The sequence below is a fragment of the Psychrobacter sp. T6-1 genome (assembly GCF_052258445.1).
This window is the reverse complement of record NZ_JBQQFC010000056.1, coordinates 1-11,715: the sequence shown is the minus strand read 5'-3', so window position 1 is coordinate 11,715 and position 11,715 is coordinate 1. Positions and strand designations below refer to the sequence as shown.

Annotated in this window: 11 protein-coding genes; 5 read left to right on the top strand and 6 right to left on the bottom strand. The window is 46.3% G+C overall.

Translation table 11 applies throughout. The features are described 5' to 3' along the window. Positions 1-161: 161 nt before the first annotated feature. The 4 genes from tolQ to ACTXGO_RS05215 all read left to right on the top strand — a co-directional run bounded on the left by tolQ (position 162) and on the right by ACTXGO_RS05215 (position 3,866). On the top strand, positions 162-884 hold the full coding sequence (gene tolQ, locus ACTXGO_RS05230) for a protein TolQ (RefSeq protein ID WP_443543615.1): 723 nt from the start codon (positions 162-164) through the stop codon (positions 882-884). Further along, positions 881-1,339, top strand: coding sequence for a protein TolR (gene tolR / locus ACTXGO_RS05225; protein ID WP_443573572.1), 459 nt, complete (start codon positions 881-883; stop codon positions 1,337-1,339). Before tolQ ends, tolR begins: the two co-directional genes overlap by 4 nt. Positions 1,340-1,455: 116 nt before the next feature. Continuing rightward, a complete protein-coding gene (locus ACTXGO_RS05220) occupies positions 1,456-2,475 on the top strand; it encodes a cell envelope integrity TolA family protein (RefSeq protein ID WP_443573570.1) in 1,020 nt (339 codons plus the stop codon). A gap of 98 nt (positions 2,476-2,573) precedes the next feature. Further along, positions 2,574-3,866, top strand: a complete 1,293-nt coding sequence (locus ACTXGO_RS05215) for a translocation protein TolB (RefSeq protein ID WP_443543620.1) — start codon at positions 2,574-2,576, stop codon at positions 3,864-3,866. A gap of 44 nt (positions 3,867-3,910) precedes the next feature. On the opposite strand, the gene ACTXGO_RS05210 is transcribed toward ACTXGO_RS05215, so the two are convergent. From ACTXGO_RS05210 to ACTXGO_RS05200, 3 genes are all read right to left on the bottom strand, one after another. Beyond that, positions 3,911-4,528: a c-type cytochrome gene (locus ACTXGO_RS05210; RefSeq protein WP_443543621.1), complete on the bottom strand. Its 618-nt coding sequence runs from the start codon at positions 4,526-4,528 to the stop codon at positions 3,911-3,913. Positions 4,529-4,563: 35 nt separating this feature from the next. After that, positions 4,564-6,162, bottom strand: a complete 1,599-nt coding sequence (locus ACTXGO_RS05205) for a flavin monoamine oxidase family protein (protein ID WP_443543623.1) — start codon at positions 6,160-6,162, stop codon at positions 4,564-4,566. A gap of 190 nt (positions 6,163-6,352) precedes the next feature. After that, positions 6,353-7,771 (bottom strand): c-type cytochrome, encoded by a 1,419-nt coding sequence (locus ACTXGO_RS05200; RefSeq protein WP_435949028.1) that lies wholly within the window; start codon positions 7,769-7,771, stop codon positions 6,353-6,355. Positions 7,772-8,088: 317 nt separating this feature from the next. Between ACTXGO_RS05200 and ACTXGO_RS05195 the strand changes: the two genes are divergently transcribed. After that, positions 8,089-8,307 (top strand): hypothetical protein, encoded by a 219-nt coding sequence (locus tag ACTXGO_RS05195; protein ID WP_435949029.1) that lies wholly within the window; start codon positions 8,089-8,091, stop codon positions 8,305-8,307. Positions 8,308-8,356: 49 nt separating this feature from the next. On the opposite strand, the gene ACTXGO_RS05190 is transcribed toward ACTXGO_RS05195, so the two are convergent. The 3 genes from ACTXGO_RS05190 to ACTXGO_RS05180 form a co-directional block, all read right to left on the bottom strand. After that, the gene (locus tag ACTXGO_RS05190; RefSeq protein WP_443573568.1) at positions 8,357-8,968 is read right to left on the bottom strand and encodes a flavodoxin family protein; all 612 of its coding nucleotides are present in this window, start codon (positions 8,966-8,968) and stop codon (positions 8,357-8,359) included. 37 nt (positions 8,969-9,005) lie between these two features. Beyond that, positions 9,006-9,983, bottom strand: a complete 978-nt coding sequence (locus ACTXGO_RS05185) for a polyphenol oxidase family protein (protein WP_435949032.1) — start codon at positions 9,981-9,983, stop codon at positions 9,006-9,008. Between the two features lie 69 nt (positions 9,984-10,052). Next, positions 10,053-11,297, bottom strand: coding sequence for an RluA family pseudouridine synthase (locus tag ACTXGO_RS05180; protein ID WP_443573567.1), 1,245 nt, complete (start codon positions 11,295-11,297; stop codon positions 10,053-10,055). Positions 11,298-11,715 lie beyond the last annotated feature (418 nt).

Below are 11,715 nucleotides of genomic sequence, written 5' to 3'. Positions count from 1 at the left end.
GTCATTACTCTCAGAGACGTTATCTTGCCTTTATGTAAGCAGTAACATACCGATAGCTTACTCTAAGTATTTTTATTGTCAGAGGCTGCTATCTTTATGACCCATTACCTTTTAAAATGTGCCGTACCCAAGTTATTGCTACTTACTCGTGAGTGACCTAAATGCCTGAATCTTTGAATATTATTGACCTTATCACCGATGCCAGTTTATTGGTACAGCTCGTTATGGCGCTACTATTATTAGCGTCTCTACTTAGCTGGGTCATTATCTTTCGCCTAAGTGCGCGCTTAGGCACTGCTAAGCGTTTTGACACACAGTTTGAGACGTGGTTTTGGTCTGGCGAAGATTTAGCTAAGCTCTATCAAGGTATCCAAGGATCGCCTGATCGTCAGGGACTTGAGCAGATATTTTATGTCGGGTTCTCTGAGTATCTTAGGATGCACAAAAAACGCCAACCTAAAGACGACATTATCGACGGCGTTGAGCGCAAACTGCGCGTGGGCTTAGGACGTCAGCAGCAGATGCTAGAATCTGGTATCGCCACCCTTGCCAGTATCGGCTCTGTTGCCCCTTATATCGGTCTATTCGGTACGGTGTGGGGTATTATGAATGCCTTTTTGGGACTCTCGCAAACCGAGCAAGCTACCCTTGCCTCTGTCGCACCTGGTATCGCAGAGGCGCTTATTGCTACGGCTATGGGATTGTTCGCCGCTATTCCTGCGGTACTTGCCTATAACCACTTCACTGCCAAATCTAGCAGACTCTATGAGTCGCGCGCGTTATTTTGTGATGAGATGACGGGCATGCTACAGCGCGAAACCAGCGCGCAAAGTATGCTGATACGCGAGACTAGTATCGCGCAAAACAAGGCAACTGGTCTATGAAATCTAGTCCTTACCAGCGCCCCAAAAAAGCCCTCAATGCCGGTATGAATGTTGTGCCTTATATCGATGTGATGCTGGTGCTACTGGTCATCTTTATGGTGACAGCGCCTATGCTGACTACAGGCGTCGATGTTGATTTGCCCAAAGAGCAAGCGAGCACTTTGACTCAAAACCAGCTACCGGTCATCGTCTCCTTGACGGATAGCGGCGAGATTTTTATTAGTTATGAGAACAATATGGATATGCCGATTAGTGAGCCTGAGCTGATAGAGGTGCTCTCTAACTTACAAGCGCAATATCTAAGCTCAGGTGAGGCACCGGTACAAGTGATGATTAATGCCGATCGAAACAATCAATATGGCTCTATTGTCGCGCTTATGGCAAGCTTGCAGCAAGCGGGTATCGAAAAGGTTGGACTACTAACAGGTGCGCCCCTCCCTGCTCCGCAGATCTGATCTGTCTCAACATTACAAGAGATTAAATAACGATAGATATAATGCTAAAATATCATTATATTTATCATAAACGTTTTATAATCAATTATTTACTCTCATTTATGAGTATTCATGCCATGAATAATGCGCCTGCCGTCTTTGTACCGACTGAGCCTGAGAGCAATGGACTAACTTGGCCTACGCTGCTAAGTCTGCTTGCGCACGGCATCGTCCTAGGACTCTTGATCTATAACTATCAGACGCCTGTTATCGAAACCGCTGGCAGCATTGAGACAACAATGGTATCTCCTGAGCAATTAGCCGAGATGCAAGGGCAGATACTCGCCAATCGAGCGGCTGCAAGCGCGCAACAAGCGAGCGGTACTCCGAGTAGCAGCTCAAATAGTGAGTCCGCTAGTGAGACTCCTAATGTGTATAGCTCCGACTCATCCAGCAGCTCGCAAAGCACGCAACCAAGCTCACAAAAAGTACCTGTATTTTTGCAGTCAGATGATGGCACTGACACGCCGATACTAATGAGTGAGCAGCAACAAGAGCGCTATACTCAGCAATCAGAAGAATATCAGCGACAGCTTGCCCAGTGGTCAGCCGAGCAGCAGGCTATTACTGATGAGAGACTAAAGCGCATTGAGCAAAAAAAACAGCAAGATGATCAAGCTGTTGAAAATAGACTCAAAGCGTTTCACGATAAACAGCTCAATCCGCCAAAGATCGAAAAACCAACGGCTAAGCAGCGCAATATAGAGATCACCTCTGGTAGTTCAGGCAGTGCTGGTAAGAGCTTTAGTTTATCTGATGGTGAATCGACAATATCAGGCGATAGTGCGACAACTAGTAGTAAACCTGGAAGTAGTAGCTCAGCTAGCGGTAACCGCGGCGCAAGCAATAGCGAGATTATTAATCTTATTAAGCGCAACTATCAGCCTCCAGTAGCCGCTAGAGGGTCAACGCAGCGCACTACTTTGACCATTACGGTGCGCTCAAACGGAGATGTGGCAAATGTTACTGCCTCTGGGCCTGACAGCGCGGTCAATGAAGCGGCGCGCCAAGCAGTACTAAATACAGGTAATCTGCCTATTGATGCTGATGACCCTAAATACCCGACCTTTAACATACAGTTTAAAGGTAGCAATTGACGACTATTACCCTAATCATGTTGCACCGACTGCTCAATTAGCCTATTTTGATACTCAAATAATTCTATATCCTTCTTATTTAGGAGTCTGATCTGGTTATGCGTACTCACAAAAAACTATTACTCACCCTACTTACTGGCGCGTCAAGCTTACTTATGGCCCCAAGCTTATTGGCAGCGCCCGTTGTTTTGGAGCTGGACTATGAGATTCCTGTTCAGCAAAATCAAGTGGCGTTTGTGCCATTTGCAGGCGACTCTGTTTTATCATCAGTTATATTAAATGACTTAAACAGAACCGAGCTTAGCGTTACCAGTCAGGGCTTGCCGCAGCAGCCCCGCAGTATCAATGAGCTATCAGGTACGCTCCCTGTTTGGCAAAGTTTAGGGATTCCCTATTTAGTTGTCGGTAGCACGCGTAGCAACCGCGGTAAAATCGTTACTGATTATGAAGTCATAGACGTAAAAGCAGGCCGCGTGATTGAGGGCAAACAAACCTTGAGCGCTGATAACAATAGCCAAAGTTTGCGTTATGCAGGTCACGTCATCGCAGACAAAGTCTATGAGCTAATCACAGGAATACCAGGCGACTTCTCAGGGCGCATCGCCTATATTGAAGAGACAGGCGTCGGTAAGAATAAAACCTCGCGTCTAAAGATCATGGACGCCGATGGAGAAAATGCTAGCACTATTACAGAAGTCAATGGCTCTATCTTCTCGCCTGCTTGGTCACCTGATGGCAATCGTATCGCTTATACGGTGCAGCGAGACAAATCCTACCCTGTCATCTATGTACAAAATATCAGCGGCGGCGGTGCGACAACAGTAACGCCGTACAAAGGCAGTAATATGAGCCCGTCATTCTCACCAGATGGCAGCAAGATTTTGTTCTCAAGTAGCTTTGAGGGGAGCGCTGATATTTATGAAATTAGTGCTGGCGGTGGTAATTTGCGCAAACTGACCAATTGGCCAAGCAGCGAAGTGCAGCCCACTTATGCACCTGACGGCAAATCCTTTGTTTTTGTCTCTGACAAAACAGGATTTAATAGACCACAAATCTATCGCTATGAGTTTGGTTCAGGACGTATCTCAAAGGTGTCTAATAGCGGCTATGCCACGACGCCTAAGTTCAACAATGATGGCACGCAAATTGGGTTTTTAAGTGGTTCATCAGCGGCGATTATGAATAGTAACGGTCAAGTCGTCACCAACATAGGCAACACGGGTCTAGATGAAGGGGTTAGCTTTTCACCCAATGGCAAACGCGTGGTCTACGCGTCCACGCAAGGCGGCAAAGGCGTCATTACTATCAAATCATTGAATGGTGGTGAGGCTTTTGGTAAGTCAGGACAAGGGGTTATCAAGTCACCGGTCTGGTCGCCCAACCCTAAATAGCTCTAAAAAAAGCGCTCGATAGTATAATCGAGCGCTTTTTATTTTTATTCACTTGGATCGTATCCTGGTGGATTATCATGTCTTATTTGCGCCACATCAGCAGCGGTAACGGTCGCCTCAAGTCCATTGAGATCGGTCATAATGTACTGCGTCACGGCTGCCATTTGCTCATCGTTCATCATCATATGAAACGATGGCATACCGCGCAGGCCGTTGATTAGGATGCCTATCGTGTAATATTTTGAGGCCATCTTGCTGTTGTCAGCGAGCGGCGGATAGTAACCTGCGCCGTACGCTCCTTGACCGTCATGCATGTGACAGGCAGCACATGAGCGATGATAAAGCTCGCGCCCATTAGTGCTATGGTAGGCGTTACCCTCACCAAACACCTGATTCCACTTTTGGACCTCTAGATCCTCTGCCATAGCAGGTATGTTGGCGTAACTGACGATATCGACCTGAGGTTTTGCCAGCTCCTCTTCACTCGTGTACACCGCGCCCCATGAACCATTGTTGCGACCATCGGCAAAGTCATAACTCTCTGCCGTCGCAGTTTGTGCCTCAGGTTCAGCTAGCGTCGGTGCATCCGCGTTCGATGAGCAGCCAGACAATGCCGTCATAGCGACCATAGCCGTCAATAGTGAATATCTTAAATCTTTCATAATTGCCTCTTACTCTATTTATCTATGACAGCTGGCTATACAGCCTTTGCTCTTTGATGCAAGCGCGTGGCGGTATCTAGCCCTGATAAAATAGCGCCTTCTTGCCATGCTGGGATATGTGAGCAATGCTCACCTGCAAGTACAATCCGATTGTCAATCTGACACAGCGTATTGTAGTATTTCTCGCGGCTTGACTCACTCCAGATACCGTAGCAGCCCAATGTCCAAGGGATACGGTGCCACACTACAGAGGTGCCCGAGCGAAACTCTTCGGGGTACTGCGGATGGATATGCTTGCCATAAGCTAAAGCGGCGTCAATGCGCTGCTGCGGGGTCAAGGCATTGAACTTATACGACGTTGGGCCATAGCCGTACCCTCCTAGCAGCACGCCTGTTCCTGTCTTGAACATGTCCTCAGAAGGATAGGCAATCTGTATATTGGGCATATCAGTGTACGTGACTCCGCCATAGATCCACTCATCTTCCTCCCAAAAGCGGCGCTTAAACTCCAGACCTACCTTAAACGCAGTATCGTAAGGCACTGCTGACATGGCCTCTTTCATAGGTTTTGAGACGTTAATGTCCATCTGGGTCAATACGGTCAAAGGAATGGTGCAGATACACCAATCAGCGCGCTCAGTCTTAGTGCCGCCATTAGGGTTATTGCTGTCGACATAATCAATAGTCACGCCGCTATCATCTTGATGAATCTTAGTGACTTTGGCGTTGAACTCAATCATGTCACGGCATTCACGTGTGAACGCATCGCCAATTTTGCCCATGCCGCCGACTGGCTGAAACATCGTTGGATGATGTACGTAAACATCAAAGTTATTGTACAAATCTGACCACACACCAGATTGCAATAGCTCACTCATCGGTAGGACATCTGATGGCTGCTCTTTCGGCATAAGGCCACCGCCAGGGTAGACACTATACCCGCGAACCTTGCTGGTGGCATGGCTAGTCACATAACGATAATTATTGTCTAATACGCCCCAGCCTTTTAGCCCTTCAAGCAGCTTTTCTTTATCTTCGGTATTGACCGAGCGATCCAGTCCGCCCACATTCACTGATTTTGATAGTAACTCTGAGACATAGCCTTTAACATCGCTTCTGACATCACCCAAACGCTGCGGCACACCATTAAAGTGATTGGTACGATGCAAGTACGCCCTATTATTAGTCTGAACAAAGGGCTGCAGCTCAACACCAAATTTTTTGCAATAATGAAACACGCCATAGTGATGACTTGGCAAGCGCCAAGGACCACCATTAAAATAATTGCCTTCCTCAAAGTCGCAAGTGACCTCTTCGCCGCCAAGCTCTGTGTATTTATCACCGCTGTTGAGTGTCCAGCTACGACCACCGCCACGGTTTTGATACTCTAATACTTTAACTTCATAACCTGCCTTACGCAGCTCATAAGCGGCTGTCAAACCTGCCAGCCCCGCCCCAAGTATTATGATACTAGCACCTGCAGGTGCACCTGTTAAATTGAGCTCTTCCTTAAAGGTGGACTCTGAGGCAAACCCCAAGGTCGTCATCGCCTGATACATCGCGGTTGCGCCCGCAGTCTTACCAATCATAGAGAGCAGTTGACGCCGCGTTGGTGATTGAAGCATATCTTTCATATTGGTGTCCTTGTGGTATGACCGTATTAGGTAGCTATTGTCATCAAGATATATATTGATATCACTGTGACTTTCTTTATCTTTTACTACCTGATCATTGACCTATATATTTGTAAATTAGTTTGTTATCTATACTCAAAGCGCTTTAATAAATGATATCTATACTAAGTGCTTTTACTCATCTGTTTTACTAAGCGCGTTGACGCGAGCGTATGATGGCTCTAATAACAAAGAAAAGGATTAAGAGCGCGACAATGATACCGAGTATGGCAAGCACGCCTGCATACTTTATCAAAAACGGACGTTGATCTTGTCCTGCTGCAACAGTATCGACATAGTCTGCGCTCACATCACTACTGGCAAGACCGCCAAAGCTAGTCCGAACATAATTAGTGATATCAGCGATTTGCTGATGGCTCAGCTGATCTTTAAAACCTGGCATATTCGGTCGGATATTGGTTGCTCCCTCTACCCCGTGCAGGATCACGTTGATCAAGGTGTCTGGATTGTCACGGCGCAAACTTGTCAAACCAACAATAGGGGCATAACCAGCATCAGGCTGCGCGTAGCCATTGACGCCGTGACAGCTGGCGCAAGCATTTAGATATAGACCCTCAGGCGAGCTACTATCAACGCCAAGTTTTGCCTGTGTTAGGTAGTCGTCTTGAGCTAGCAAATCATGAGTGATCGAGGCATTGATAGGATCAGGTAAGCTTTTGGTATCTACCTCAGTGATCGTATCCTTTGTCTCAATTGCGGGGACTACTTTTAGATAAGCGGCAATTGCGCCCAAATCATCGTCCGTTAGATAGCGGGTACTGTGAGCGACTGCTTCACCCATAGGGCCACCTGCATAAGCGCGCTTGTCTAGCTCGCCTGTGCGCAGATAGGTGACGATATCTTGCTCGCTCCAGCTACCGATGCCGCTTGAGTTGTCAGGGGTGATATTAGGAGCATACCAATTGCCCAATTGCGCACCCGATAGGTACATACTATTATCAGCACCCATCGTCATATCACGCGGGGTATGACAAGTACCGCAATGTTCTAGATTGTTGGTAAGGTATTCACCGCGCTGCTGGATGGCAGTTAGACCCTCCCTGTTTTCGTAAGCGGGTACATTTATAAAGTTCCAAAAATACATCAGGCTACGAATATTAAAAGGAAAGGGTAGATCTGTTTCATACTCAGGCGCCGCGTCTACTGCAGGCACCGTTTGCAAGTAGGCAAATAGCGCACTGATGTCTTCATCGGTCATACCATGATATGAAGGATAAGGCATCGCAGGATAGATCATGTGATCAGGCGCACGACCCTTGCGCAGCGCTTTTTTGAGATCTTGTTCAGTATAGTTACCGATACCATAGCGCTTAGAGGGCGTGATATTAGTCGCATAGATACTGCCCATCGGTGTATCGATAGCAACGCCGCCTGTATAATCTTCTCTGTGACAAGCCATACAATCAGCCGCGCGCGCGATATAAGCGCCGCGATTGACCAGATCACTGTTAGCAGGACTGACGTTAGGTAGGTTTGTAGCCTCTGCCATAGCAGCGCTTGAGGAGATACCGATAGCAAGCATCGATAGCACCTTGTAAAATGGCTTCATAATATCCTCACACCATAGCATTTAAATTATTTATCTCAAAACATGTCTACAATAGTAAAAAGCTAGCTCTTAATCAGCTAAGAGTAAAAACACATCTTGTTATGTTGGCTTATATTTAATCTTGAACACCTGCAAATACCAATATCTAAGTACAATCAATATTTACCGAATATTGTCTAATTATATTGATTAAGTAAAAAAATTTCAGTACTGTGACGCTTTTAGTGACTCTATTAACACTAACCAATAACAAAACTCTCCTGTTTTAATTCATAATGCATTGAGTTACCTTTCAAACACTAGTGATAATAAGCGCTATGAAAAATCCTTTTGCCCACAACTCGCCCTTTTTTTATACCCTATTTGCAAGCGTGCTCCTTACAGGCTGTCAATCTCTCGGATTTGGCGGTAGCCCTATTCCAGTAACCGCGGCTCAAACGATTAAAGGGTCGACAAACAACCCATTGCCCACTACAAAATCACTGTCTACTATTAATCCAGTTAACTTGCAGTCAGATACTTTAAACAAAAAATAAAGCAAAAAAAAACGCCCGTTATGGACGTCTGTATTCGTTTATCGTGGGTTTACTGATCTGAGGGTTGATGCTTGATAATAGTCTTTGCTAAGTGATCGCCGAACCAGATAGCAGTATCGATATCCCCTTTGCCTGGAGTCTTTTCAGGTGGTCCATCAAGCGACTGCGTCATCAGTCCCAAAAAACTCGATAAACGATTAAGATCAGTGGATTCATGACCTGTCGGCATTAAAGGCAGGCCGATCCAGTTCATACCGTGCTGCATACAGTACAGATTGATCTGCTGTAATACGGCAAGCTTATCTCCACTAAGACCACCTGAATTGGCAAATCCTGCCGCCCACTTGCCTTCCCATATACGGTTGTACCAACGCTTTGAGGTCTCATCCATAAAGGTCTTAAATTCAGCGGTAACGCTGCCCATATAGACGGCGCTACCAAACACCAATAGATCGGCTTGATCTAAATAGTCCCAATCTACCTCATATACATCTACCGCCCGTGCCTGCAACTTGGGCAGCTGCTGGCGCGCGCCCTCGACGATAGCGTGCGCCACGCGTTTGGTATGACCATAATTACTATGGAAGATAACTGCCATAGTGACGCTAGGTACTGCTTTGGCGTCGGTAGTGGTTTGCGATGAGGTAGCAGGTGTATTCATACAAGCTCTAATAATGTCTGATAAAGGGGTTAAAATATTATAAAGGACGGCTGCGTACAATGATTAGCGCCATACGTCCTGTAGCAGGCTGATGCAAATGCGTCTGGCGCCGATAAGAATAGTAGCGAGTATCAGCGTAACTACAGTCTATTGGCAGATCAGTCTTTAACTTTATACCTAAAGCTGTTAATTGATCCGCTGCCAGCTGCGGTAAGTTGAGCTTAATTTTGTCTGCATTTACTGTAGCGTAATTTGACAGATTTTCAAGGTTCTTGTGTAAGTATTGCTCCGCGCTTTGTGAATTGTCAGCTAGGTTAGTATTAGCGGTGGCATCATTACTGACATCGACCTCTGACGCTATACTATATAAATGCTCAAACTCGTTTAAACGAGCGGCATCTAATAATTTGTGATCGAAACATCCTGCCAGCAGCTTATCTTGAACTTGTCGATTCACCTCATAGTGCGCTTGACTAATACAAGCGCCCATCCATGCCATAATTGATAATGATTTATCAAAGCGCTTGGCGGCTTGTTTTATGACCCCGCAAGCTAGCCCCTGCCAGCCTGCATGAATAGCCGCTATCTGCCTACTATCTGGCTGATACATCACAATAGGTACGCAATCTGCGGTCATAATTGCCAGTCCCATATCATCTTGCATACTAACCATAGCATCAGCAGCAATAGGCTGCATACCGATAGTAGTATTGTCGATATCATGCACCTGATTGCCATGTACTTGATTGACCCAATGCAAACGCGCTATGGGCGCAAGGTGATAACCCTTCAATTGCTCATTGATAGCGCTGAGCAGTTGCATACGGTTATGTAATACTGGTTTGGGGTCGTCGCTGACATGCAAGCCTAGATTAAAGTCGCCGTAGCTTGCCTGCCCTAGAGTAGATGTATCATCAAATAATACGTTTGGCTCGTCATTAAAAGCGCGAGTTTGAAAGACTGCAATGTCATTTAAGTGTGCTACAAGCGTAATAGGCTGGCTTTGAGCAGTCATAGCGTCTCCCCTAAATCTCTTGTCCTTAAGGTATTATTTGCTTTGAGTATTGTCTCTTAAACGATCAGCTTAGTCATCACTCAATAGCGCAATCAAAGCCTGCATATCCTCTGGAATCGGTGCCATTACCTCAACATCCTCGCCCGTTGTAGGATGTACAAACCCTAATCGATACGCGTGCAGGGCTTGACGAGGAAAGCTACTAATCGCTGTACGCTGTGCTTCTGTGAGACCTGCACGCAGTTGACGACGTCCACCGTAGACGCGGTCACCGACAATAGGATAAGTTATGTGACTTAGATGAACACGAATCTGATGCGTGCGCCCTGTCTCAAGTCCGACGTCCAATAGGCAATAATTGTCATTGAGCGCAGTAATATCGAGCAAGTGCGTCACCGCCTCGCGCCCTGCGGTCATCACAGTCATCTTAGTGCGCTGATTGCGATGGCGACCGATAGGCGCATCGATAGTTTGATGACGTTTTAGGCTAGCTTGATCCCCTGCCACCACGCACTGATAGTGGCGATATACTGCCTTGTCCTTGAGCTGGGCCATGAGTGCCATTTGCGCAGGTTTGGTCTTGCCAATAAGTAGCAGGCCTGAGGTGTCCTTATCAATACGGTGCACGAGTCCTGCGCGCGGTAGATGATGCTGCTGCGGATAATGATATAGCAGCGCATTAACGAGGGTACCCGTCTGATTGCCCGCACCAGGATGCACGACCATACCGACAGGCTTGTTGATGACCAATACCTCATCGTCCTCAAATATGACTTCGATAGGGATGTTCTCTGGCTGATCGCTACTATGCTGCTGTAGCGTCGTCGATAGATGAATGACGTCCCCTGCTTTGACGCGGTATTTGGGCTTTTGGATACTACCATTACATAGCAAACTGCCATCGCTGACCCAGCCTTGTAATTGAGCACGCGAAAAGTCGGTAAAGGCAAGTGCCGCCAGCTTATCAATACGCAGACCTGCTTGGTTGTCTGCTACCGTATAGCTCATATCGATAATGACAGGAACCGCTTGTCCTATGTCGTTATCCACTTCATCGTCGTCATCATCTATTGCGTCACTGTCTTCGACATCAGCACTTTTTAAATCAGCATCATTTAAATCATCTTCAAGATTGCTGGCTTCAAGATCAATGTCTGCTCCAGCGAATTGTTGCGCGTCTAAAGGTTTATTGTCATCATGTGACTTATTCTCTGGCGTCTGTGTCGCTAAATTCTCTGGCGTCTTTGCCGCTGAGGCTTGAGCAGACGCCGCCTTAGTTGATGCCACTTGGGTTGTCATGTCATTATTACTCATAGCAGATTCGTATCTATCACATTTACTAGCGAAACTATTTTATCAAATAGCCTTTACTAAGTAAGTTTTTATTAAATGGCTCTTATCGAGTGACTTTATGCAGGTTTGCTGTTCTCAAAGCTAGTGTACCATGCTAGCACTTTATGCCCTATAGTGACGCGCAGTTATCTTGTCTGACTATGCGCTACTATCTCACTGAGCATGCCAAATAGGCATACGAACTAAGCGTACGAATCTAACGTCGTCGTAACGGACTGTGTGTTTATCGAAGCTAGTAGCGTTTGCTATCGCTCACCAATGTGACGCGTGTTAAACTGCAAACATGAGGGTCAAAAACAGACGTCCTACATTTTATTGTACAAAGTTATCGATATTTTGCTGTATGCTATGGCACTATAATGCACACACTTAAGCTTGT